Annotated in this window: 21 protein-coding genes; 13 read left to right on the top strand and 8 right to left on the bottom strand. The window is 73.0% G+C overall.

The window, feature by feature from the left end:
- Positions 1-43 precede the first annotated feature (43 nt).
- From H958_RS0110635 to H958_RS0110615, 5 genes are all read left to right on the top strand, one after another.
- A complete protein-coding gene (locus H958_RS0110635) occupies positions 44-1201 on the top strand; it encodes an acyl-CoA dehydrogenase family protein (RefSeq protein ID WP_051324079.1) in 1158 nt (385 codons plus the stop codon).
- A gap of 9 nt (positions 1202-1210) precedes the next feature.
- A complete protein-coding gene (locus tag H958_RS43130) occupies positions 1211-1846 on the top strand; it encodes a metallopeptidase family protein (protein WP_051324078.1) in 636 nt (211 codons plus the stop codon).
- 13 nt (positions 1847-1859) lie between these two features.
- The gene (gene aroF / locus H958_RS0110625; RefSeq protein ID WP_028058662.1) at positions 1860-2882 is read left to right on the top strand and encodes a 3-deoxy-7-phosphoheptulonate synthase; all 1023 of its coding nucleotides are present in this window, start codon (positions 1860-1862) and stop codon (positions 2880-2882) included.
- Between the two features lie 65 nt (positions 2883-2947).
- Positions 2948-3244, top strand: a complete 297-nt coding sequence (locus tag H958_RS0110620; protein WP_231379220.1) for an ArsR/SmtB family transcription factor — start codon at positions 2948-2950, stop codon at positions 3242-3244.
- Between the two features lie 76 nt (positions 3245-3320).
- Positions 3321-3572: a hypothetical protein gene (locus H958_RS0110615; protein WP_028058660.1), complete on the top strand. Its 252-nt coding sequence runs from the start codon at positions 3321-3323 to the stop codon at positions 3570-3572.
- Positions 3573-4156: 584 nt separating this feature from the next.
- On the opposite strand, the gene H958_RS0110610 is transcribed toward H958_RS0110615, so the two are convergent.
- Both H958_RS0110610 and H958_RS0110605 read right to left on the bottom strand, forming a co-directional pair.
- Positions 4157-4633 carry a hypothetical protein gene (locus H958_RS0110610; protein WP_028058659.1) on the bottom strand — a complete coding sequence of 159 codons (477 nt, stop codon included), beginning with the start codon at positions 4631-4633 and terminating at the stop codon, positions 4157-4159.
- An 89-nt stretch (positions 4634-4722) separates the two neighbouring features.
- Positions 4723-6096, bottom strand: a complete 1374-nt coding sequence (locus tag H958_RS0110605; protein ID WP_028058658.1) for an ABC1 kinase family protein — start codon at positions 6094-6096, stop codon at positions 4723-4725.
- A 107-nt stretch (positions 6097-6203) separates the two neighbouring features.
- Here H958_RS0110605 and H958_RS36345 point away from each other — a divergent pair, with 107 nt between their 5' ends.
- Positions 6204-6869 carry a PadR family transcriptional regulator gene (locus H958_RS36345; protein ID WP_081685774.1) on the top strand — a complete coding sequence of 222 codons (666 nt, stop codon included), beginning with the start codon at positions 6204-6206 and terminating at the stop codon, positions 6867-6869.
- Between the two features lie 59 nt (positions 6870-6928).
- On the opposite strand, the gene H958_RS0110590 is transcribed toward H958_RS36345, so the two are convergent.
- Positions 6929-7804, bottom strand: a complete 876-nt coding sequence (locus H958_RS0110590) for an alpha/beta fold hydrolase (RefSeq protein WP_037409882.1) — start codon at positions 7802-7804, stop codon at positions 6929-6931.
- A 61-nt stretch (positions 7805-7865) separates the two neighbouring features.
- Between H958_RS0110590 and H958_RS0110585 the strand changes: the two genes are divergently transcribed.
- Positions 7866-9842, top strand: coding sequence for an AfsR/SARP family transcriptional regulator (locus H958_RS0110585; RefSeq protein WP_028058656.1), 1977 nt, complete (start codon positions 7866-7868; stop codon positions 9840-9842).
- A gap of 132 nt (positions 9843-9974) precedes the next feature.
- On the opposite strand, the gene H958_RS0110580 is transcribed toward H958_RS0110585, so the two are convergent.
- Positions 9975-12530 (bottom strand): DEAD/DEAH box helicase, encoded by a 2556-nt coding sequence (locus H958_RS0110580; RefSeq protein WP_028058655.1) that lies wholly within the window; start codon positions 12528-12530, stop codon positions 9975-9977.
- Positions 12531-12564: 34 nt separating this feature from the next.
- Here H958_RS0110580 and H958_RS0110575 point away from each other — a divergent pair, with 34 nt between their 5' ends.
- Genes H958_RS0110575 through H958_RS0110550 form a run of 6 tightly spaced genes read left to right on the top strand, consistent with a single transcriptional unit; the run spans position 12565 to position 18365 of the window.
- Positions 12565-14199 carry an ABC-F family ATP-binding cassette domain-containing protein gene (locus H958_RS0110575; protein WP_028058654.1) on the top strand — a complete coding sequence of 545 codons (1635 nt, stop codon included), beginning with the start codon at positions 12565-12567 and terminating at the stop codon, positions 14197-14199.
- Between the two features lie 22 nt (positions 14200-14221).
- A complete protein-coding gene (locus tag H958_RS0110570) occupies positions 14222-15109 on the top strand; it encodes a pseudouridine-5'-phosphate glycosidase (protein WP_156027892.1) in 888 nt (295 codons plus the stop codon).
- Positions 15106-15939: a carbohydrate kinase family protein gene (locus H958_RS0110565; protein ID WP_028058652.1), complete on the top strand. Its 834-nt coding sequence runs from the start codon at positions 15106-15108 to the stop codon at positions 15937-15939. Before H958_RS0110570 ends, H958_RS0110565 begins: the two co-directional genes overlap by 4 nt.
- Before the next feature lie 25 nt (positions 15940-15964).
- A complete protein-coding gene (locus tag H958_RS0110560; protein WP_028058651.1) occupies positions 15965-17101 on the top strand; it encodes an acetyl-CoA C-acyltransferase in 1137 nt (378 codons plus the stop codon).
- Positions 17098-17553 (top strand): low molecular weight protein-tyrosine-phosphatase, encoded by a 456-nt coding sequence (locus H958_RS0110555; RefSeq protein ID WP_028058650.1) that lies wholly within the window; start codon positions 17098-17100, stop codon positions 17551-17553. The genes H958_RS0110560 and H958_RS0110555 overlap by 4 nt, the downstream gene beginning before the upstream one ends.
- A complete protein-coding gene (locus tag H958_RS0110550; protein WP_196807306.1) occupies positions 17526-18365 on the top strand; it encodes a fructosamine kinase family protein in 840 nt (279 codons plus the stop codon). The genes H958_RS0110555 and H958_RS0110550 overlap by 28 nt, the downstream gene beginning before the upstream one ends.
- A 59-nt stretch (positions 18366-18424) precedes the next feature.
- Here H958_RS0110550 and H958_RS0110545 read toward each other — a convergent pair whose 3' ends face one another.
- The 4 genes from H958_RS0110545 to H958_RS0110530 all read right to left on the bottom strand — a co-directional run bounded on the left by H958_RS0110545 (position 18425) and on the right by H958_RS0110530 (position 24200).
- Positions 18425-19108 carry a hypothetical protein gene (locus H958_RS0110545; protein WP_156027891.1) on the bottom strand — a complete coding sequence of 228 codons (684 nt, stop codon included), beginning with the start codon at positions 19106-19108 and terminating at the stop codon, positions 18425-18427.
- Between the two features lie 82 nt (positions 19109-19190).
- On the bottom strand, positions 19191-20918 hold the full coding sequence (locus H958_RS0110540) for an ABC transporter ATP-binding protein (protein WP_051324076.1): 1728 nt from the start codon (positions 20916-20918) through the stop codon (positions 19191-19193).
- A gap of 107 nt (positions 20919-21025) precedes the next feature.
- Entirely contained in the window at positions 21026-23350 is a 2325-nt protein-coding gene (lon, locus tag H958_RS0110535; RefSeq protein WP_028058646.1) for an endopeptidase La, read from the bottom strand.
- Positions 23351-23450: 100 nt separating this feature from the next.
- Positions 23451-24200: an SDR family NAD(P)-dependent oxidoreductase gene (locus H958_RS0110530; RefSeq protein WP_028058645.1), complete on the bottom strand. Its 750-nt coding sequence runs from the start codon at positions 24198-24200 to the stop codon at positions 23451-23453.
- Positions 24201-24202: the final 2 nt, after the last annotated feature.

Raw genomic sequence — 24202 nt, 5'->3', positions numbered from 1 at the left:
CGGGATCCCCGGCGCGCGGGCGCAGCAAACTAAGCTCAACGGAATGCCGACAACCGCCGTTGACACCTACGCGCTGACGCCCGAGCAGGTCGATCTCCGGGACACCATCCGCCAGATCGTGCGCGAGCGCGTGGCCCCGCGCGCGGCGGAGATCGACGCCAAGGCGGAGTATCCGTGGGACATCCGCAAGCTGTTCGCCGAGCAGGACCTCCTGGGCCTGCCCTTCGGTGAGGAGCACGGCGGCACGGGGACCGGCACCCTGATGCTCAACGTCGCGGTCGAGGAGATCGCGCGCGCGTGCGCGTCCAGCGCGCTGATCCTGATGCTGCAGGAGCTCGGGACGCTCCCGATCAAGCTGTTCGGCAGTGAGGAGCTCAAGCAGCGCTTCCTGCCCAGGTGTGCCTCCGGCGAGTGGTCGCCGGCGTTCGCGCTGTCCGAGCCGGAGGCGGGCTCCGATCCGGGCGGGATGATCACCTCCGCCGTGCGCGACGGCGACGAGTGGATCGTCAACGGCACCAAGAACTGGATCTCCAACCTCGGCATCGCGGACTTCTACATCGTGTTCGCCAAGACCGATCGCAGCGCCGGCCGCTCGCGCGGCATCAGCGCGTTCGTCGTCGAGGCCGACCGCCCGGGCTTCAGCGTCGGCAAGCTCGAGCACAAGCTCGGCATCAAGGGCTCGCCGACCGGCCAGCCGATCTTCGAGGACGTGCGCATCCCCGCCGCCAACCTGATCGGCGAGGAGGGCAAGGGCATGAACGTCGCGCTCGGGACGCTCGACCACTCGCGCCTCGGCGTCGCCGCGCAGGCCGTCGGCATCGCCCAGGGCGCGATCGACCACGCCGTCGCGTACGCGAACGAGCGCAAGCAGTTCGGCCAGGCGATCTCCGAGTTCCAGGGCATCCAGTTCAAGCTCGCCGACATGGAGACGCGAACCGCTGCGGCGCGCGAGCTGCTCTACCGCGCGTGCGCGAAGATCGACCGCCACGAGCCCGACCGCGGCAAGTACTCCGCGATGGCCAAGCTGTTCGCCTCCGACACGGCGATGGCGGTGACGGTCGACGCGGTCCAGGTGCTGGGCGGCTACGGCTACGTGAGCGAGTACCCGGTCGAGCGCTACATGCGCGACGCGAAGATCACGCAGATCTACGAGGGCACGAACGAGATCCAGCGCCTCGTGATCGCGCGCGCGCTTCGTTAGGCTCGGCTCATGCTGTCGAATTGGTCCGCCGGGCGCCGCATCGCCTTCACGACGGTGCTGTGCCTGGCGCTGGCGCTGTCGATCGCGGCGCTGACCGAAGGCCTTGCGCCGCGGTGGCCGATGCGGCAGCTGGAGCTCGCCGGGCTGATCGTCATGGCGGTCGCGATCGCCGGACTGCTGTTCGGGATCGCGGTCGCGAAGCTCTCGGACTACCAGGAGCCCGAGGACGAGGCCGACTTCGAGCGCCTGGTCGTGCGGGCCGAGGAGCTCGCGCGCGAGAACCTCGCTGTCGAGCCCGGCGAGGAGGAGTTCCTCGAGCTGGACCCGTACGACCGCGAGGACTTCGAGACGCTCGTGCGCGAGGCGCTGGACGATCTGCCGGACATCCTGATCAAGGCGCTCGATCGCGTCCCGGTCGTGATCTCCGACAAGGGGCGCGGCGCGCACGCTTACGGCCTCTACCAGGGCGACACCGTCGCGCGCGACGACTATCACGACCGCATCATCATCTTCCGCGACACGCTGCTGCGCGACTTCGGGCACAACCCGGACCTGCTGCGCGACCAGGTGACGCGGACGGTGCGCCACGAGCTGGCACACCACCTCGGGGCGGACGAGCTCGGGGTCCGCGAGCTCGGCTTGTAGCGTTCCCGCCGCAATGATGATCGTGATGACACCCGACGCCGGCGAGGCGGAGATCGCCGCCGTCCGCAAGCGGCTGGAGACCACCGGCGTGCACGTGCTCGTGATGCCGGGTGAGCTGACGACCGCGATCGGCGCGATCGGGGACCCCGAGGGGGTGCGCACGCTCGGCCTGGAGGGGATGGCGGGGGTCGATCGCGTCGTGCCGATCTCGCGCCCGTACAAGCTCGCCTCGCTCGAGCTCAACCACCATGAGCCGAGCACGTTCGAGGTCAACGGGCGCCGGGTCGGCGGCGGCTCGACGTTCTGCCTGATCGCCGGGCCGTGCACGGTCGAGTCGCGCGAGCAGACGCTCGACGTGGCCCGCGTGGTCAAGGCCGGCGGCGCCTCGATGCTGCGCGGCGGCGCGTTCAAGCCACGCACCTCGCCGTTCGCCTTCAAGGGCTTGGGCGTGCCGGCGCTGGAGATCCTCGCCGAGGCGCGCGAGGAGACCGGGCTGCCGATCGTCACCGAGTTCCTCGACACCCAGCACGCCGATGCGATCGCGCGCTACGCGGACGTGGTGCAGATCGGCGCGCGCAACATGCAGAACTACGCGCTGCTCGAGGTCGCCGGCAAGCTCGGCAAGCCGGTGCTGCTCAAGCGCGGGCTCTCGTCCTCGCTCGACGAGCTGCTGATGGCGGCGGACTACGTGCTCAAGGAGGGCAACGAGCGCGTGATGCTGTGCGAGCGCGGCATCCGCACGTTCGAGACCGCGACGCGCTTCACGCTGGACCTCTCCGCGGTGCCGTGGCTGAAGCTGCACACGCACCTGCCGGTGATCGTCGATCCCTCTCATGCCTCGGGCGATCGGCGCCTGGTCGAGCCGCTGGGGCGGGCGGCGGCGGCCGTGGGCGCCGACGGCATCATCGTCGAGGTCCACCAGGACCCCGATGTGGCGCTCTGCGACGGCCCGCAGGCGCTCTACGGCCGGGACTTCGCGGACTTCGCGGCGCGCGTCGCGGCCCACGCGGGCCTGGACGGGCGCACGGTCGCCTGACCGCTCGGGAAGCTTGGTACGATTGTCATCGAATCATGCATCCTGAAGAGCCTCTCGCCGATGAGATGACCCTGGCCGCCGTGATGGCGGCGCTGAGCGACCCGGCGCGCGTGCAGATCGTGCGCACGCTGGCGTCCGAGCAGGAGCGGACGTGCGGAGCGTTCGACCTCGGGATCTCCAAGGCGACGCGTTCCCATCACTTCAAGGTCCTGCGCGAGGCGGGTCTCACCCACACGCGCAGCGAGGGTACGCACCGCTACGTCTCACTCCGCCGCGAGGACGCCGACGCCCGGTTCCCGGGCCTGCTCGACGCGGTCCTCACGGCGGCCGAGCGCGAAGCGGCAGCACCCGCCCTCGCCTAGCGTCCGCGCACGGACCATCGCGCAACGCGACTCCCCGCGGCGTCCGGCGTTGTGCAGACAATGGCTGCGCACGCGCATGGCTGAGCACATTCCCGACCGGCCGGAATGGACGACGGCGCCGTCCGATCAGGTGGCGCCCTGGCGGCGGTCCGACCGCGCGCGCCTGGACCGCGCCCGCGCCGTCGGCGACGGGCTACCGGAGCACCTGCGCGCCGGCGCGCCGGCACTCGCGCGCGAGGTGCGGCGGCTGGCGGACCTGAACGTCGACGGCGAGCTCTCCGACGCGGAGTTCATCGCCGCCGTCCGGGCCGCGCTGGCCGCGCCGTAGGCGGCCGGCCCGCCTCGCCGCGCGGGCGCCGGGGCGGGCGTTGCAGGACCGGCGAACTGCGCGGGTTGCAGGACCGCCGAACTGCGCGGGTTGCAGAACCGGCGAACTGCGCGGGTGAGGGATGCGGGTCTGCACGCGCGCCGGCCCGACGAACACAAACGACCATCGGTGCGGTCCGCTCGCTCACGAACGCTCATGGTCGCGCGCCGCCTCCGAGGGGTGCGCAACGAAGCTTCGAACTATTCGAAGTTTCGTTAGGCACCCCCGAGCCGCGCGTCCGAAAACGATCACCCGCCCCGCGAACCGCGCAGGCAAGCTGACCCGCTCCCTTACCAGCGCAGTTTCGCCGGTCCCGCGAGGCGGAGGACGGAGACTCGCATGGCGGGGCGGCCGCGCGGAGACGGCGAACCGCGCAGGCGGCCGGTCCCGCGAGGCGGAGGACGGAGACTCGCATGGCGGGGCGGCCGCGCGGAGACGGCGAACCGCGCAGGCGGCCGGCCCCGCGAAGCGGACGCACGGAGACTCGCCATCGCAGGACGGCCGCGCACGCCGCGCGCCCGGCCCGGGGCGACGGCCCCCTCCCGCTACCGCGGGCCGCGCTTGATGGCTTCGTTGGCCATCCTCACCAGCGCCCGCCGTTCGGTCGTCTTCGCCCCGACATTGGCCTGGATCGAGTACGTCACGCCGCCCTGCTTCCACGAGATCGAGGGCGGGGAGCAGGACGCGCCGCACGAGAGCGGCTGGAAGCGCCCGTGCCGCCCGCCGGTCAGCGTCACCTTGCCGCGCCCGAACGGCGTGCCGCCCTTGCGCGCGCTGAAGTCCGCCACGAAGCAGGCGTTCGCGCCGCCGCAGTCGGGCGCCGCCGCGAGGCCGATCGAGTACGAGCGCCGCGAGCCCGTGCCGCTCGGGTAGAGCGCGTCGTAGTCCGAGGGCATCGAGTCCGGGAGCAGGATCGGGAGCGAGGTCCTGGCCTTGACCGCCGGCAGCGTGTCGGCGAACAGCGCGTCGAGGTCGGCCGGCGGGCCCGCGAGGGCGAGGACGGCAAGGAGCGGGGCGAGCATCCGGCGAGGCTACGGGCGCCGCGACCCGCGGGAAAGGCGGATATCCGCACGCGCGCCGGGGAGCCAGCCCGCACGCGGCGGCAGCGGCGTCAGGCGCCGCCCCAGAACGCGGCGTCCTGCTCGCCCAGCGGCGTGGTCGGCGCGGTGCCGCTCCAGAGCTCGCCCGCGAGCGCGTTCCAGTCGGCGCCCGCGCGCAGCTCGCCGAGGGTCGAGAAGACGAGCCCCTCCATGCGGCGGATCAGCAGCGCCTGCGGCGGGATCGTCTCGCGCCGCATCTGCTCGAAGTAGTCCGAGCGCGGAGAGCCGCCGCGCTCCAGGACGCCCGTGATGTAGCCGGGCGACAGGCGGCGGAACCCGGGCGCGAAGTACCACTCGCCGGCGGCCCGCAGCTGGCCGAGCAGCAGCTCCGGCTCGAAGCTGTCCGGGTCGGGCAGGTAGCCGAGCGCGGCCAAGCGCGCGTGGACCTGCTCCGCGTCGCCGGCGACGACCGCGCGCGCCAGCGCCCGCTCGCCCTCGAGGTAGTCGGCGTCGACGACGCGCATCAGGCCGAAGTCGATGAACCCGACGCGCCCGTCGCCGAGCAGCAGGTAGTTGCCGGGATGCGGATCGCCCGACGCGCGCCGCAGGTGCGTCAGCGTGCCGAAGAAGAAGCGGAAGACGATCTCGCCGACGCGGTCGCGCGTCGCCTCGTCCATCGCCTTGACCGCCTCGAAGCGGTGGCCCACGAGCAGCTCCGTGACGAGCACGCGGCGCGCCGACAGCCGCGTGTCGACCGGCGGGACGAACACGAACGGATGCCCCGCCCACGCGCGCGCGACGGCGCGGTGGTTCTGCGCCTCGATCTCATAGTCGAGCTCCTCGCCGATGCGCTCGCTGAGCTCGTTCGCGAGCGCCTTGGCGTCGAGCCCCGGCGCGAGGCGCTTGACCAGCGGCAGCAGCATCTGGAGGTTGCGCAGGTCGGTCTCGACGGCCTCGGCGATGCCCGGGTACTGGACCTTGACGGCGACGCGGCGGCCGTCGGCGGTCACGGCGCGGTGGACCTGGCCGATCGACGCGGCCGCGAACGCCTCGTGCTCGAACTCGGCGAAGGCCTCCTCGAGCGGCACCCCGATCTCCTGGCGCAGCAGCTTCTCGACGCGCTTGAACGGCAGCGGCGGGACGTCGTCGCGCAGGGCGGCGAGCGTCGCCTTGAACTCCTCGCGGTCATCCTCCGGCAGCGCCGTGAAGTCCACGGTCGAGAGCACCTGCCCGATCTTCATCGCGGCGCCGCGCATCTGGCCGAGTTGCTTGACGAGCTCGCGCGCGATCGCGCCGGCCCGCTCGCCCGTGGCCGCGTCGGCCTTCTCGTCCGAGCGCAGCACGTTGGCCGCCTGGGTGCCGGCCCAGCGCAGGCCCTGGCCGGCGACCAGGCCGCCGAAGCGGCGTGTTCGCGCTATGCGCGAGGTGGGAGGGGTGTCGGCCACGTCCCGATCCTACGGCCGCGAACGATTTGACGACCGCTTGACAGGACGGACTATCACGATATATCTTTGAACGGTCGTTATAGATCGAAGAACAAGGAGAAGACGACATGGACGCAGCACACGCTGCCGGCTGGGGCGGTCCTCGCGAGGGTCGTCGCCACCATCACCATCATCACCAGCAGCCAAGCGGGCTCGACGCCTGGATCTCCTTCATGCAAGGCCGTTCCGGCCCCGGCCCGTTCGATCCGCGCTTCTTCAAGGAGTTCGCGTTCGGTCCCGGCTCGCGCGGCGGCCCGTGGGGCGGCCGCGGCCGCGGCAGGGCCCGGCGCGGCGACGTCCGCGCCGCCATGCTCCTGCTGCTCACCGAGGAGCCGCGCAACGGCTATCAGCTGATCCAGGAGATCGAGCGCCGCACCGACGGGTTCTGGAAGCCCAGCCCCGGCTCGGTCTACCCGGCGCTCCAGCAGCTCGAGGACGAAGGGCTCGTCCAGACGACGGAGCTGGACAGCCGCCGCACGTACACGCTCACCGACGAGGGCCGCGCCTACGTGGAGTCCAACCGCGAGGAGCTCGGCGATCCGTTCGCCGACCTCACGGGCGGCCTCGACGAGGGCGTCATGGACCTGCGCCAGCTCATGATGCAGGTCGGCACCGCGGTCATGCAGGTCATCGCCTCGGGCCACACCGACAAGGCCCGCGAGATCCTCGCCGACACCCGCCGCAAGCTCTATCGGGTCCTCGCCGAGGACGACGAGCCGGCGCAGGAGGTCTAACCACCCCCCGACCTCGCCGCGGGCCCGTGTGGTTCGGGCCGCGGCGAGGTGGTCGCGCCTCAGCGGGCGAGCAGGTCCCGAAGGGCGCCGGCGATCTCGGCCGGCGCCTCTTCGGCCATGAAGTGGCCGCAGCCGACGGTGCGGTGGCGCAGGTCCGCCGCCCACGCCCCCCAGAGGGCGGCCGCGTCGTAGCCGAGCGCGGCGCCCCAGTCCTGCTGAAGGACCGAGACCGGCATCCGCAGGCGGTTCCCGGCATCCCGGTCCGCCTGGTCGTGCTCGACGTCGATGCCCGCCGAGGCCCGGTAGTCGGCCACGATCGAGGGGACGGCGTCGCGGCAGGCGTCCAGGTAGGCGGCGCGGACGCCGGCGGGGATCGCCTGCGGGTCGGTGGTCCACGCGTCCAGGAAGTGGCCGAAGAAGGCGTCCGCGCTCGCCCCGATCATGCGCTCGGGAAGACCGGGCGGCTGGGCCATCAAGTAGAGGTGGAAGCCGACCGCGGCGAGCGTGCCGTGCATCACCTCCCACATGTCCAGCGTGGGCAGGGCGTCGAGGCACGCGAGGTGCGTGACCGCGTCGGGATGGTCGAGGCCGGCGCGGAAGGCGACCAGCGCGCCGCGGTCGTGCCCGGCCAGCGCGAAGCGCTCGTGGCCGAGCGCGCGGGCGAGCGCGACGACGTCCGCGGCCATCGTGCGCTTGGCGTAGGTGCCTGCGCCGGTCTCGGCGGGCCTGTCGCTGGCGCCGTAGCCGCGAAGGTCAGGGCAGATGACGGTGTGGCTCGCGGCGAGGTCGCGCGCGACGTGGCGCCACATGAGATGCGTCTGCGGGAAGCCGTGGAGGAGGACGATCGGGCTGCCCGAGCCGCCGATCGCCGTGTTCAGGCAGATGCCGCCGGCGACGGGGACGCGCCGGTAGCCGAAGCCGGTGATGGAGAGCATGCGCGGCAGCCTGCCGCGCGCCGATCAGCAACCGGTCAGCGCAGTACCGTGTCCCGGAAGGGTGCGGGTCGTGTTCGGAGTGCTGGGGCCGGTCGCGGCCTGGGACGGCGACGGCCGCCGGATCGCCCTGAAGGGGCCGCGGCATCGCGCGGTCCTGGCCCGGCTGATCCTCGCGCGCGGCCGCGTCGTGCCCGCCGAGCGCCTGGTGGACGACCTGTGGACCGACCCGCCGCCCGGCGCGCTCGGCGCGCTGCGCACGTTCGTCGGCGCGCTGCGCGCGGCGCTGGAGCCCGAACGCCCGCCGCGGACTCCCGCGCGGCTGCTGGTCACCGAGGGACCGGGATACGCGCTGCGGGCGGAGTCGGTCGACGCCTGGCGCTTCGAGGAGGCGGTGGATGCCGCGGCGGCTCTTCCGGCGCGGGATGCGCTCGCACGGCTGGAGGAGGCGCTGGGGTGGTGGCGCGGGCCCGCGTACGCCGACCTGACCGGCGAGGACTGGGCTCAGGTGGAGCGCTCGCGGCTGGCGGAGCTGCGGCTGCACGCCGTCGAGCGGCGGGCCGAGGCCCGCCTGGCCCTGGGCATGGCGGCGGAGGCGGTGCCGGACCTGGACGCGCACGTGGCCGAGCACCCATGGCGCGAGGACGCGTGGGGCCTGCTCGCGGTCGCGCTCTACCGCAGCGGGCGCCAGGGCGATGCGCTCGCGGTGCTGCGGCGGGCGCGCACGCTGCTGATCGAGCGCCTCGGGGTCGACCCAGGCCCGCGACTGCGGCGCCTGGAGTCCGACATCCTCCATCACGCCGACCGCCTCGCGCCCCCGGCCGTGGCGCAGGTGTGGGCCGAGACGGCGGCCGCGTACGACCGCACGGTCGCGTCCGGGGCGCGGGCGCGGCTGGAGTCGACGGTCGGGCTGCTGCGCAGCCTGGCGGTGACGGGCGGCGGCGGGCTGGAGGCGGCGCGAGGGCACCGTGTCGCGGCGATCGCGGCGGCCGAGGAGCTCGGCGACGCCGAACTGACCGCACGCGTGATCGGGGCCTACGACGTCCCGGCGATCTGGACCCGCTCGGACGACCCCGGGCAGGCGGCGCGGATCGTGGACGCCGCGGAGCGCGCGCTGACGGCGCCGGGCGCGCACGAGGCGGATCGCGCGCGGCTGCTGGCCACGATCGCGCTCGAGTCCCGCGGCACCGGGTCGGCACGGGCGCGCGAGGCGGCGGGCGAGGCGGAGGCGATCGCCCGCCGGCTCGACGATCCGGCGCTGCTGGCGTTCGCCCTCAATGGCGCGTTCATGCAGAGCTTCGGCCGCGCCGGCCTGGCGCCGCGCCGGGACGCGATCGGCGCCGAGCTGATCTCGCTGTCCGCCCGGCACGGCCTCGTCACCGCCGAGGTGCTCGGGCACCTGATCCGCCTCCAGGCGCGCAGCGCGCTGGCGGACTTCGCCGGCGCCGACCGCCACGCCGGCGCCGCCGATCGTCTGGCCGAGCGCCACGAGCTGCCGCTGGTCGGCCTGTTCACGCACTGGTACCGCGTGCTGAGGCTCGCGGCGACCGGCGCCGCGTCCCCGGGCGAGCTCGATGACGCCTACCGGGACGCCGCGGCGCTCCTCGACGGCGCCGGGATGCCCGGCCTACAGCAAGGCCTGCCTGGGCTGGCACGGCTGAGCGTCCGCGTGCTCCACGGACTGCCCGCCCCCGCCGAGGAGGAGATCGACTGGGGTCCGTACGAGCCGTGGGCGCGCCCGCTCGTGCTGCTGGCGCAGCACCGCGACGGCGAGGCCGCGGCCGCGCTGCGCCGCGTCGGCGACCCGCCGCGCGATCTGCTCTTGGAGGCCATGTGGTGCCTCGCCGGCCGGGCCGCGATCGCCGTCGGCGACCGCGCCACGATGGAGCGCGCACACCGCAGGCTCGCGCCGGCGGCGGCGGAGCTGGCCGGCGCCGGCAGCGGCCTCATCACGCTCGGCCCGGTCTCCCAGCACCTCGACGCGCTCGTCGCGGCCGTCAGTGGTGCGGACCGCCGGAGACCTCGATCCGCTGGCCGCTGATCCAGCGGTTGCCGTCGCCGAGCAGCGCGGCGATCGCGGGCCCGATGTCGTCGGCGACGGCGTAGCGGCCTGAGCGCGGTCTGCGACACGGACCGTGATCGGGTCGCAGACGTTCGAGACCGCGCTGGACCGCTAACCGGCGGCCGAGAAGGACAGCGTCCGGATCACCGGCTCGCCCGCCCCATCCGAGGCGTCGAGGTCGACGGCCGCGACGATCGCCCAGTCGCGGTTGCCGTCGGGGTCGTCGACGATCTGGCGCACCGTCCAGATCCGCGGCTCGCCGCGATCGATCATGAGCAGCTCCGGCGAGCGCGCGGCCGGCCCGTCGCCGAGCGTCTCGTACTCGTCCCAGTAGGCGTCCAGCGCGGCCTCCCACGCGGCCGCGTTCATCGTCACGCGGACCGGGGGATCGCTCAACGCCGCCGCCGCTGACTCGAGCTGCGCCAGCTCGGTGAAGCGGTGGCGCGCGGCGAGCTGGACCTTCTGGAACATCGCGTTGCGCAGCATCACGCGGAACGCGCGCTCGTTGGCGGTGATCGGGCGCGGCGGGGCGAGCGGCTCGCCCGCAGCCGCGGCTGCCGCGGCGCGCGCCACCGACTCCGGGTCGGTCAGCGCCTCCCACTCGTCGAGCAGGCTCGAATCGATCTGGCGGACCGTCTCGCCCAGCCACTCGATCAGGTCGTCGAGCTCGTCGGTCTTCACGCGCTCGGGCACCGTCTGGCGCAGCGCCCGGTAGGTGTCGCTGAGGTAGCGCAGCACGAGCCCCTCGACGCGCGCGATGCCGTAGAACGCGACGAACTCGGTGAAGCTCCGGCCCGTCTCGTACATGTCGCGCACGACCGACTTCGGCGAGAGGTCGCTCTCCAGCACCCAGGGATGCGTCTCGCGATAGAGCCGCAGCGCCTGCTCGAGCGGCTCGGCCAGCGGCCGCGGGTAGGTGACCTCCTCGAGCAGCTGCATCCGCTCCTCGTACTCGATCCCGTCCGCCTTCATCGCGGCGACGGCCTCCGCGCGCGCCTTGAACGCCTGCGCCATCAGCACCGGGAACGGGTCGTCGAGGATCGACTCGACGACCGAGACGACGTCCAGCGTGTAGGTCTCGGACTCCGGATCGAGCAGGTCGAACGCGGCCAGCGCGAACGACGCCAGCGGCTGGTTGAGCGCGAAGTCCTGCTGCAGCGCCGGCGCGAGCTGGAGCGTCCGGCCGTGCTCGTCGGGCTCGGGCAGCAGCTCCAGCACGCCGGACTCGAGCAGCTCCTCGCTGAGCGACTGCGCCTGCTCGGCGAGCCGCCGGCGCCCGCGCTCGTCCTCGTGGTTGTCCTCCATCAGCGCGCGCATCGCCTCGGCCGGGTCCGCGCGCTGGTTGATGACGTTGAGGATCATCGCGTGGTTGACGCGCATCCGCGACACGAGCGCCTCGGGCGTCGCGTTGCGCAGGCGCTCGAAGGTCTCCTCGGTCCAGCTCACCTGGCCCTCGGGCGCCTTGACCTTCTGGACGCGCTTCTGCTTCTTGAGGTCGTCGCCCGCCTTGGCGGCGCGCCGCGCGTTCTCGACCGCGTGATCGGGCGCCTGCACCACCACATAGCCCGTGGTGTCGAACCCGGCGCGGCCCGCGCGGCCGGCGATCTGATGGAACTCGCGCGCCTTCAGCAGCCGGTGGTTGGTGCCGTCGAACTTCGCCAGGCCCGTGAAGACGACGGTGCGGATCGGGACGTTGATGCCGACGCCGAGCGTGTCGGTCCCGCAGATCACCTTCAGCAGCCCCGTCTGCGCGAGCTGCTCCACCAGCCGCCGGTAGCGCGGCAGCATGCCGGCGTGGTGCACGCCGATGCCGCTGCGGACGAGCTTTGAGAGCGTCTTGCCGAACCCGGCGGTGAAGCGGAACGCGCCGATCGCCTCGGCGATCGCGTCGCGCTCCTCGCGGGTGCAGAGCTTCGCCGACAGCAGCGACTGCGCGCGCTCGAGCGCCGACGCCTGCGTGAAGTGCACGACGTAGATCGGCGCCTGGTCGGTCTTCACGAGCTCCTCCAGCAGCTCGTGCAGCGGATCCAGCGACCACGAGAAGATCAGCGGCACAGGGCGCTCGGCGTCGTCCACGAGCGACGTGTCGCGGCCGGTGCGGCGCGTGAGGTCGGCGCGCAGCGCGGTGACGTCGCCGAGCGTCGCCGACATCAGCAGGAACTGCGCCTGCGGCAGGCTCAGCAGCGGCACCTGCCACGCCCAGCCGCGCTGCGGCTCGGCGTAGAAGTGGAACTCGTCCATCACCACTTGGCCGACGTCCGCGTGCGGGCCCTCGCGCAGCGCGATGTTGGCCAGGATCTCGGCCGTGCAGCAGATGATCGGCGCGCCGCTGTTGACCGACGCGTCGCCGGTGAGCATCCCGACGTTCTCGGCGCCGAAGATCTCGCACAGCGCGAAGAACTTCTCCGAGACGAGCGCCTTGATCGGGGCGGTGTAGTAGGTCACCTGGCCTTCGGCGAGCGCCGCGAAGTGCGCCGCGACGGCGACCAACGACTTCCCGGAGCCGGTCGGCGTCGCGAGGATCACGTTGTTGCCGCTGAACAGCTCGATCGCGGCCTCCTCCTGGTGCGGATAGAGGCTCAGCCCTTGCTGCTCGACCCACTCCATGAACGCCTCGTAGACCGAGTCGGCTTCGGGCTGGCTCGGGAGGACGTCGATCAGGCCCATGCGACGTCGCAGTATGGCGTCCTACGCTCAATGGATGGCCGGGACGCTGATCGCGCGCGAGCTGCACATGGCGCACGGGGCGGCGACGATCCTCGCCGGCGTGTCGGTCACCGTCGCCCCCGGCGACGTGCTCGGCGTCGTCGGTCCCAACGGGGCGGGGAAGTCGACGCTGCTGCGCCTGCTGGCCGGGATCGACCGGCCGGACCGCGGCAGCGTGCGGCTGACCGCCGGGACGGCGGGCTACCTCCCGCAGGAGCCCGACCGCGCGCGCGGCGAGCGGCTGGCGGATTACCTCGCGCGCCGCACCGGCGTCCAGGACGCAGACGCGCGCGTGCAGGTGGCCACGAGCGATCTCGCCGCCGACGCGCCCGGCGCAGCGGACCGCTACGCGGAGGCGTTCGAGGCCTGGCTCGCGCTCGGCGGCGCCGACCTCGAGCAGCGGGCGGAGACCGTCCTGCGCGACCTCGGGCTGAATCCCGCGCTGCTGGACCTCGAGACCGTCGCGCTCTCGGGCGGCCAGGCCGCGCGCGCCTCGCTGGCCGCGATCCTGCTCTCGCGCTTCGACGTGCTGCTGCTCGACGAGCCGACCAACGACCTCGACTTCGACGGCCTCGCGCGGCTGGAGCGCTTCGTCGCCGAGCGCCCCGGGGGCGCCGTCATCGTCTCGCACGACCGCGCCTTCCTGGAGCGCACGGTCACGCGCGTGCTCGAGCTCGACGAGATCGCCCACACCGCGTCGGAGTACGGCGGCGGCTGGGCCGGCTACGTCGACCTGCGCGCGACGGCCACCCGCCACGCCGAGGAGCGCTACGAGACCTACACCACCCAGCGCGACCGGCTCGCCGATCGCGCCCGTGCGCAGCGCCAGTGGTCGGAGACCGGCGTGCGCAAGGCCAAGGCGTCCAAGCGCGACGAGCCCGACAGGAGCGTCCGCCACCATCGCGCCGAGGCGTCCGAGAAGCAGGCCTCGAAGGTGCGGGCGACCGAGAAGGCGATCGAGCGCCTGGACCCCGTCGAGAAGCCGTGGCGGCGCTGGGAGCTGCAGCTGCGCTTCGGCGGCGGGGAGCGCTCGGGCGACGTGACCGTGCGGCTGGACGGTGCCGAGCTGCGGCGCGGCAGCTTCCTCCTCGGCCCGCTCGACCTCGAGCTGGCATGGGGCGAGCGCGTCGCGCTCGTCGGGCCGAACGGCAGCGGCAAGACGACGCTGGTGGACGGGCTCACCGGCCGGCTCCCGCTCGCCGCGGGCACGCGCTGGATCGGCCCCGGCGTGCGCATCGGGATGCTCGACCAGGCGCGCCTCGGGTTCGAGGGCGCCGAGGCGCTGCTCGCCGCGTTCGTCGCGCAGAGCGAGCTGCCCCAGCAGGAGGCCCGCTCGCTGCTGGCCAAGTTCGGCCTCGAGCACGACGCCGTGGCCCGCCCCGCGCACAGCCTGTCGCCCGGCGAGCGCACGCGCGCGAGCCTCGCGCTGCTGATGGCGTCCGGGGCGAACTGGCTGGTGCTCGACGAGCCGACCAACCACCTCGACCTGCCGGCGATCGAGCAGCTCGAGACCGCGCTGAACGCCTTCGACGGCACGCTGCTGCTGGTCACGCACGACCGCCGGCTGCTCGAGGCCGTCGAGCTGGACCGCACGATCACGCTCGGCGGCGCGCCCTCGCTGCTGCCGTAGGCGGCTCGCTAGGGTGACCGCCGTGCGCGTCCACCCCGAGGTCGAAGAGGCGCTCGCCGCCGGCCGCCCGGTCGTCGCGCTGGAGAGCACGATCATCGCGCACGGCCTGCCGCGGCCCGACAACGAGCGCGTCGCGCGCGAGATCGAGGCCGTCGTGCGCGAGGCCGGCGCCGTCCCGGCGACGATCGCGATCATCGCCGGCGAGGTCCGCATCGGGCTCGACGACGCGGCCCTGTCCACGCTGGCGAACGCCGGCGGCGTCGCCAAGTGCGGCGTCCGCGACCTCGCGCCGGCCGCCGCGTCCGGCGCGCACGGGGCGACCACGGTCGCCGCGACCTCGCACCTCGCCGCGCTGGCGGGCATCCGCGTGTTCGCGACCGGCGGGCTCGGGGGCGTCCATCGCGGCGCGCGCGAGAGCTTCGACGAGTCCGCGGACCTCGCCACGCTCGCCCGCGTGGGCATCTGCGTCGTGTGCGCGGGCGTGAAGTCGATCCTCGACATCCCCGCGACGCTCGAGCGCCTGGAGACGCTCAACGTGACCGTGCTCGGCTATCGCACCGGCACGTTCCCCGCCTTCTATCTCAACGACTCGGGGCTGCCGCTGGGCTGGCGCGTCGACACGCCGGCGCAGGCGGCCGCGGTGCTGCGGGCGCGGTCCGAGCTGCGGGCGCCGGGAGCGGTGATCGTCGCCAACCCGCTCCCCGAGGACGAGCAGGTCGATCCCGAGCTGCACGACCGCGTCCTGCGCGAGGGGCTGGAGGCGGCGGCCGAGCAGGGGATCGCGGGCCGCGACGTGACGCCGTTCCTGCTCGAGCGCTTCCACTCCCACACGGGCGGGGAGAGCCTGCGCGCGAACGTGCGCCTGGTCCTGCGCAACGCGGCGCTGGCCGCGGAGATCGCCGGGGCATGACACGCGTCGTCGTGGTCGGCGACCTGATGGCCGACGTCGTCACCGCGCACGACGGCCCGATCGCGACCGGCAGCGACACGCCGGCGCGCATCACGCTGCGGCCGGGCGGCTCGGCCGCCAACGTCGCCGCCTGGCTCGCCCGCGTCGGCGCGGACGTGACGCTGATCGGCCGCGTCGGGACCGACGCGGCGGCGGACGTCGCGCTCGGCGGCCTGCGCGGCGTCGACCTGCGCATCGCGCGCGACGCGGACCGCCCGACGGGTACGTGCGTCGTCCTCGTCGCGCCCGGGGGCGAGCGGACGATGCTCCCCGACCCGGGCGCCAACGACGCGCTGTCCCCGAACGACCTGCCCGACGACGCCTTCACCGGCGGCATCCTGCACGTCTCCGGCTACGCCCTCCTGCGCCATGGCCCGCGCGCCGCCGCGCTGACCGCGATCGACCGCGCCCGCGAGGCGGGGATGAAGGTCAGCGTCGATCCCGCCTCCGCCGCGCCGCTCGCCAACGACCCGATCTTCCTCGACCGCATCACGCCGATCGACCTGCTGCTCCCGAACGAGGACGAGGCCGCCGTGCTCGGGCGCCAGCTCAAGGTCCCGGAGGTCGTGATCACGCGGGGCGGGCGCGGCGCGACGTGGACGAACGGCTTCGAGTCGGTCGACGCGCGCGCCGTGCCCGCCGAGGTGGTCGACACGACCGGGGCGGGGGACGCGTTCGCCGCCGGCTTCCTCAGCGCCTGGCCCGGCCCGCCCGAGCAGGCGCTCGCCGCCGGAGCCAAGCTGGCCGCGGAGGCGGTGCAGCAGCCGGGCGGCCGTCCTCTCTACGATTGACTGGTCAGTCAATCGAGGAGCCGCAATGCCTGAAGCCGTCATCGTCGATGCGATCCGCACCCCCATCGGGCGCGCCGCCAAGGGGTCGCTGAAGGACGTCCGCGCCGACGACCTCGCCGCCGTGCCGCTGAAGGCGCTGGTCGAGCGCAACCCCGGCGTCGACTTCTCGCAGACGGTCGACATCATGATGGGCTGCGGCTTCGGGCTCGGCGAGGCGGGCTACAACATCGGCCGCAACGCCGCGCTGCTGGCGGGGCTGGACCATCACATCCCGGCGACGACCGTCAACCGCTTCTGCGCGTCCTCGCTGCAGACGATCCGGATGGCGTTCCACGCGATCAAGGCGGGCGAGGGCGACCAGTACATCGCCGCGGGCGTCGAGGCGGTCTCGCGCTTCCCCGCGCACCCGCCGTTCGATCCGCACCCGCAGCTGGGCGGGGGCGAAGGCGCGCCGTACAACGTCTACATCCCGATGGGGCTGACGGCCGAGAACGTCGCGGAGCGCTGCAAGGTCAGCCGCGAGGCGCAGGACGAGTGGGCCAAGCTCAGCCAGGACCGCGCCGTCGCGGCGCGCGACGGCGGGCACTTCGACGCCGAGATCGTCCCCGTCGGCGACGTCACGCGCGACGACGGTCCGCGCCCCGGCACCACGCTGGAGAAGCTCGCCGAGCTCAAGCCCGCGTTCAGCCCGACCGGCACCGTCACAGCCGGCAACTCCTGCCCGCTCAACGACGGCGCCGCCGCGGTGCTCGTGATGTCCGCCGAGAAGGCGGACGCGCTCGGGCTCGAGCCGCGCGCCCGCATCGTCGCCTCGAGCGTCAGCGCGGTGCGCCCGGAGATCATGGGCCTCGGCCCGATCCCGGCGGTCAAGGCGGTGCTCGAGCAGGCCGGGATGACGATCGGCGACATCGACATCGTCGAGCTCAACGAGGCGTTCGCCGCGCAGGTCGTGCCGTGCCGCGACGAGTTCGGCATCGACGCCGAGAAGCTGAACCCGTTCGGCGGCGCGATCGCGCTCGGCCATCCGTTCGGGATGACCGGCGCGCGGATCATGACCACGCTGCTCAACGGGCTGGATACGCTCGACGGCACTTACGGCCTGGAGACCATGTGCGTCGCCGGCGGCATGGGCCAGGCCATGATCGTGGAGCGCCTCAACTGACTCGGATCCTGTTCGTCTGCCTCGGCAACATCTGCCGCTCCCCGACCGCGGAGGGCGTCATGCGCGCGCTCGTGCGCGAGCAGGGGATCGAGGACGTCGAGGTGGAGAGCGCGGGGATGGGCGACTGGCACGTCGGCCATCCCCCCGACCGCCGCGCGACCGAGGCGGCGCAGCGCCGCGGCATCGCGCTCGAGGGGGCGGCGCGCCAGGTGCGCGTGAGCGACTTCGACGACTTCGACCTACTGATCGCGATGGACCGCTCCAACCAGCGCGACCTCCTGGCGCTCGCGCCCGACGAGGAGGCGGCCGCCAAGGTGCACCTGCTGCGCGAGTGGGAGCCCGGCGCGACCGACCTCGACGTGCCGGATCCCTACTACGGCGACGGCCAGGGGTTCGAGGACGTGCTCGACATGGTGCAGGCGTCGTGCCGGGCGCTGCTGGCCGAGCTCTGACGGACGCGATCGGCGACGCGACCGGCCGCGCCGTGGGCGCGGCCGAGCGGGTCGCCGGCGGCGACATCAACGAGGCGTTCCGGGTGACCTTCGAGGACGGCGGGCGCGCCTTCGTGAAGACGCGCGCGGGCGCCGTGCCCGGCGAGTACCAGGCCGAGGCGGAGGGGCTGCGGTGGCTCGCCGAGCCGGGCGGGCTGCCGGTGCCCGAGGTGCTCGGAGTGGGCGAGCGCGTGCTGGTGCTGGAGTGGATCGAGGCGGGCCGGCGCGGCGACGAGGCCGAGCTCGGGCGCGGGCTCGCGCTCGTGCACCAGGCCGGCGCCCCGGCGTTCGGCGCCCCCCGCCCGCTGCGCATCGGGCGCCTCACGCTGCCCAACGACCCCGCGGCCGACTGGGCCGGCTTCTACGCGCGCAACCGCCTGCTGCCGCTGCTGGGCGAGGTGCCCGCGGGAACCGCCCGCGCGGTCGAGCGCGTGTGCGAGCGGCTGCCCGAGCTCGCCGGCCCCGCCGAGCCTCCCGCCCGCCTGCACGGCGACCTCTGGAGCGGCAACGTGCTGTGGGGCGCCGACGGCCGCCCGTGGCTGATCGACCCCGCGGCGTACGGCGGCCACCGCGAGGTCGACCTCGCGATGCTCAACCTCTTCGGCTCTCCCGGCGCCGCCTTCGAGGCCGCCTACGAGGACGTCGCCCCGCTGGCCGACGGGCACGCCGAGCGCGTGGCGCTGTGGCAGCTGTTCCCGCTGCTCGTCCATGCCGCGCTGTTCGGCGGCGGCTACGCGGCGAGCGCCGAGCGCGCCGCGGGCCACTACGCCTAAGCCTGGATCCCCCGATCCCCACGACGCCGAGCCATCCACGGATCATCGGTGGATCCAGGCTAAGGAACGTCGATCACGACGTAGCTGAACGACAGCCCGCTCGGCGACGGCGTGATCGCCTCGCCCGTCGGGTTGCAGATGTCGAGTACGAAGCGGCTCGGCTGCGTGGCCGCGCCCGACGTGCGCGCGGTCAGCATCAGCGAGTCGTCCCACGTCGCCCCCAGCGGCGTGACCAGCAGCGCGTCGGCCGAGATGTCGGCTCCCGCGCGCTCGGGCGCCAGGCCCTGGGGCTCGCCGCGCCAGCACGCCTGCGGGCCGATCGTCCCGAGGTCGTTCTGCGTGATCCGGAAGCGCCCGGCGAAGCGGGCGGTGTCCGCGGCGGTCAGCGAGCCGTCGGCGATCTTGGCGCCGTTGATCGAGCCGTCGGCGATCGAGCCCGTGGTGACGGCGCCGCCCGCGATCTTGATGCCCGTCACGGCGCCGTTGGCGAGCTTGTTGGAGCCCACCGCCCCGTTGGTGAGCATGGGCTCGCTGATCGAGCTCGTGGGCGTCTGCTGCAACTGCCGGCGCACGGTCTGGTTGATGTCGCGCATCTGGATCGTGCGGTCCTTGATCTGCGTGCTGCGGATCGTGCCCTTCTTGATGTCGCCGCCGTTGATCAGGCGGCGTGCCTGGGCCGGCCCGCCGAGGGCGAGGAACAGCGCGAGCAGCGCGACCAGCATGGCGGGGGAGGGGCGGCGCATCGGTGGGGGCATTTCACCGTATGGGACCCGTTCCGTGCTGCAAGGCCTCTCGGCGGAAATACGAGCCGCCGTCGTGCGGGTGCTAGGCGCTGACCTCGGGGCGGGCGGAGTCGCTGTCCCGCGCCACCAGCGCCGCGTAGCGCCCGCCCAGGGCGAGCAGATCCTCGTGCGTGCCGCGCTCGACGACCTCGCCGCGGTCGAGCACCACGATCTGGTCGGCGTCACGGACGGTTGAGAGCCGGTGCGCGATCACGAGCGTCGTCCGGCCCTCGGAGAGGCGCTCCAGCGCCTCGCCCACCGCGCGCTCGGTCTGCACGTCCAGCGCCGAGGTCGCCTCGTCGAGCACGAGCACCGGGGGGTTGCGGAGGACCGTGCGGGCGATGGCGATCCGCTGCTTCTCGCCGCCGGAGAAGCGGAACCCGCGCTCGCCGACGATCGTGTCATAGCCCTCGGGGAGGTTGATCACCGTCTCGTGGATCTGCGCGGCGCGCGCGGCGTCCTCGATCTCCTGGTCGGTCGCGTCGGGCCGCGCGAAGCGCAGGTTCTCGCGCACCGAGGCGTGGAAGAGGTACGTCTCCTGCGAGACGACGCCGACCGCGCCGGCCAGCGCGTCGAAGCTCAGCTCGCGCAGGTCGGTGCCGTCGATCCGCACGCTGCCCTGCTCGGGGTCGTACAGCCGCGCCGCCAGGTAGCCCATCGTGGTCTTGCCCGCGCCGGTCTCGCCGACGAATGCGGTGCGCGTGCCGGCGGGCACGACGACGTCGACGTCCCGCAGCGTCCACTCGTCGCCGTAGCGGAACCAGACGCCGTCGAAGGTCACCTCGCCGCGGACGCCGTCGAGCGAGCGCGTCCCCGGCTCGATGTCGACCTGCAGGTCGAGGTACTCGAACACGCGGTCGAACAGCGCGGTCGAGGTCTGGATGTCCACGCCGACGCTCAGCAGCGACTGGACGGGGAAGAAGAGCCGGGTCTGCAGCGTCGTGAACGCGACGATCGTGCCGATCGAGGCGGCGCCCGGCGCGAGCCCGGCGAACAGGTAGACGAGCGCAGGCATGACCGCGAACGACGTCTGGATCGCGGACATCATCCAGCGTCCCGCCATCCGCGAGCGGACCTCGAGGCCGGCGAGGTTCTCGGACTCGCGCTCGAAGCGGTCCGCCAGCTCGGCGCCGCGGCCCATCGTCTTGCCGAGCAGGATGCCCGAGACCGACAGCGACTCCTGCACGAGCGAGGAGATGTCGGCCATCGCGCCCTGCTTGACGGTCGTGATCTTGCGCCGCTGGTCGCCCACGCGGCGCGCGAGCAGGACGAAGAACGGCAGCAGCGCGAGCGAGAACAGCGCGAGGCGCCAGTCGAGCAGCGCCATCGCCACCACGCTGGCGAGCACCGTCGTCACGTTCGAGACGATCGACGCCGCCGTGGTCGTCACGACGTTCTGCACGCCGCCGATGTCGTTGGCGATGCGCGACTGGATCTCACCCGTGCGGGTGCGCGTGAAGAACGCCAGCGACAGCCGCTGAAGATGGCGGTAGACCTGCGTGCGCAGGTCGTGCATGACGCGCTGGCCGACGAGGTTCGTCAGCCACGTCTGCCCGACACCGAGCACGCCGGTCACGACCGAGATGGCGATCATCCCCGCCACCAGGCCGATCAGCAGCCTGTCCCGGTTCTCCGGGATCGCGTGGTCGAGGATGTCTCGCAGGAGGAAGGGGGAGACCATCCCGAGCCCCGCCGAGATGGCGATCAGGATCAGGACGGTCAGAAGCCGGCCGCGATAGGGCCGGAACAGCGCGAAGATGCGCTTGTTCATCCCGGCGGGCCGCTCCCGGTCGGGGTCGAGCGGGGGCGGAGGGGGAGAGTGGCGGTGGCGCCCTCCCAGGCCACCACCGCCTTCCCCATAGCGCCGGGAGGCCGCCGTCACACAGCCACCGAGTTCGGCGCAGGCTCCAGGGCGAGGTCGAGGACCTCGCCGATGCTCATGACGGGGTGGAAGGACATCTGCTCGCGCACGTCCTCCGGCACGTCGTCGAGGTCGCCGCGGTTGCGCTCGGGCAGGATCACCGTCGTCAGGCCCGCGGCGTGCGCCGCCAGCACCTTCTGCTTGAGGCCGCCGATCGGGAGCACGCGGCCCTGCAGCGTGACCTCGCCGGTCATGCCGACCGTGTGCTTGACGGGGCGCCCGGTGAGCAGCGACGCGAGTGCGGTCGTCATCGTGACGCCGGCGCTCGGGCCGTCCTTCGGGATCGCGCCGGCCGGCACGTGGACGTGGAACTCCGTCCCGTCGAACGCGTCCTCGGAGATCCCGAGCTCCTCCGCGTGACCGCGGATGTAGGAGAGCGCGATGCGCGTCGACTCCTTCATCACGTCGCCCAGCTGGCCGGTCAGGACCAGGCCGTCCTTGCCCTTCATCTTCGTGGCCTCGACGAAGAGCACGTCGCCGCCGGTCCCGGTCACCGCCAGGCCTGTCGCGACGCCCGGCACCGCCGTGCGCAGCGCGGCCTCCTGGAAGACCTTCTGGCGCCCCAGCGCGTCGCGCACGACGTCCACGTCGACCGTCACGGGCACCTCGGCCTTGCCGGAGGCGATCCGGGTCGCGGTCTTGCGCAGGATCGTGCCGAGCTCGCGCTCGAGGTTGCGGACGCCGGCCTCACGCGTGTACTCCGCCACGACCAGGCGCAGCGTGTCGTCGGAGACCGTGACCTCCTCCTCGAGCAGGCCATTGCGCTCGCGCTGGCGCGGCCACAGGTAGCCGCGGGCGATCGCGGTCTTCTCGGCGGTCGTGTAGCCGTCGAAGCGGATGACCTCCATACGGTCCAGCAAGGGGCCCGGGATCGTCTCAGCCACGTTGGCGGTCGCGATGAAGAGCACCTGGCTCAGGTCCAGCTCCACGTCCAGGTAATGGTCGCGGAAGCTGTGGTTCTGGGCCGGGTCGAGCACCTCGAGCAGGGCCGCGCTGGGGTCGCCGCGCCAGTCGGCGCCGACCTTGTCGACCTCGTCGAGCATGATCACGGGGTTCATCGTGCCCGCGTCGCGCAGCGCGCGCACCAGGCGGCCGGGGAGCGCGCCGATGTACGTGCGGCGGTGGCCGCGGATCTCGGCCTCGTCGCGGACGCCGCCGAGCGACATGCGGACGAACTCGCGTCCGGTCGCGCGGGCGATCGACTCGCCGATCGAGGTCTTGCCGGTGCCGGGCGGGCCGATCAGGGTGAGGATGGCGCCGGAGCGCTTCCTAACGTCGCCCGTAGACCCGAGCTTGCGAGGGTCGGAGGGCGAAACATCCATTCCGCGGTCCTGGCGCAGCTTGCGCACGGCCAGGTACTCGGTGATGCGGTCCTTGACGTCCTCCAGGCCGGCGTGGTCGGCGTCCAGCACCTCACGGGCGGAGACCGGATCCAGCTTCTCGTCGGAGGTCTTGCTCCACGGCACCGCGATCAGCCAGTCCAGGTAGGTCCGGATCATCGAGGCCTCGCCCGACTGCTCGCCCATGCGCTCCAGGCGCCCGAGCTCCTTGTCGGCCTGCTCCTTGACGTCCTCCGGCATGCCGGCGTCGGCGATCTTCTTGCGGTACTCCTCCGAGACCGACGCGCCGTCCTCGCCCAGCTCGCGCTGGATCGACTCCATCTGCTTGCGCAGGATGTACTCGCGCTGCTGCTTGTCGGCGCCCGACTGGACGTCCTCGCGGATCTTCTTGCGCAGCTGCAGCTCGGTCAGGCGCTCGCGCTGGAGCTTGACGGCGAGCTCGAGGCGCTCGGTGACGTCGAGCGTCTCGAGCGCCTTCAGCTTGTCCTCGAAGGACACGTCGGGCGCGTAGCCGATCGTGTCGGCCAGCGGACCGGGCTCGGCGATCGCGCGCAGGAAATGGGCGACGCGCTCGTCGGCGCCGCGCAGCTCGAGGATCTCCTCGATGATCGCGCGGTACTCGCGCTCGAGGTTGCGCGTCTGACCGTCGACGGGGATGTCGTCGCGGTGCTCGGCGACCTCCACCATGAGGCGGCCGAGGCTGTCGGTCTGCGCCGCGCCGGCGACGCCGCGCATGACGCCCGAGAGCGAGACGGCGCGGCCGCCGCCGGGGAGGCGGATGTGGTCGGTGACCTCGGCGATCGTCCCGACCTTTGCGAATTCGTTGTCGTGGCGCGGGATCAAAAGAACCCGCTCCTCGTCACCCACGTTGACGGGAAGCGTCACGTCCATCGTGGGGAAGACCACGGTGTCGTCCAGCGGGACGAGCAAGAGCGAGGTCATGGCGTGTGCGACTTCACTTTCTGTAGGAACTAACCTTTGGTACGTGACCTAAGACTAGCATCGCGCAAGCGACTCAGCAACAGATCTGAGTCTAGGCGACTCAACGCGGAGCCATTCTAAGCGCTCCGTCGAGCCGGATCACCTCCCCGTTGATCATCGGGTTCTCGACGATGTGACGGGCGAGCGCCGCGTACTCGTCGGGCCGGCCGAGGCGCGACGGGAACGGGACGGAGGCGCCGAGCGACTGCTGCGCCTCCTCCGGCAACCCGGCCATCATCGGCGTGTTGAACAGGCCTGGCGCGATCGCGCAGACGCGGATGCCCGACTGCGCGAGGTCGCGCGCGGCGGGCAGCGTCATCCCGACGACGCCGCCCTTGGAGGCCGAGTAGGCGATCTGGCCGATCTGGCCCTCGAACGCGGCCACCGAGGCGGTGTTGACGATCACGCCGCGCTCGCCCTCGGCATCGGGCTCGTTGGCGAGCATCTTCGTGGCGGCCAGCCGGAGGACGTTGAACGTGCCGATCAGGTTGACCTGGACCACCTTCTCGAACGGCTCGAACGCGTGCGGCCCGCGGCTCCCGGTCGTCTTCTGGGCCCACGCGATGCCGGCGCAGCAGACCGAGACGCGGATGTCCCCGGCCGCGTCGACGGCGGCCTGCACGCTGTCGGCATCGGTCACGTCGGTCTTCACGAAGCGCGCGCCGAGCTCCTGCGCCAGGGCCGACCCGGCCTCCTCATTGAGGTCGGCGATCGTGACATTGGCGCCCGCGGCGTTCAGCTCGCGCGCGGTCGCCGCGCCCAGCCCCGACGCGCCGCCCGCGACGAGGGCATCGATTCCATCGATATGCATGC

This window comes from Candidatus Solirubrobacter pratensis, from assembly GCF_000425945.1.
GTDB lineage: Bacteria > Actinomycetota > Thermoleophilia > Solirubrobacterales > Solirubrobacteraceae > Solirubrobacter > Solirubrobacter pratensis.
The sequence above is the reverse complement of the archived record's forward strand: the minus strand, read 5'-3'. Positions and strand labels throughout refer to the sequence as shown.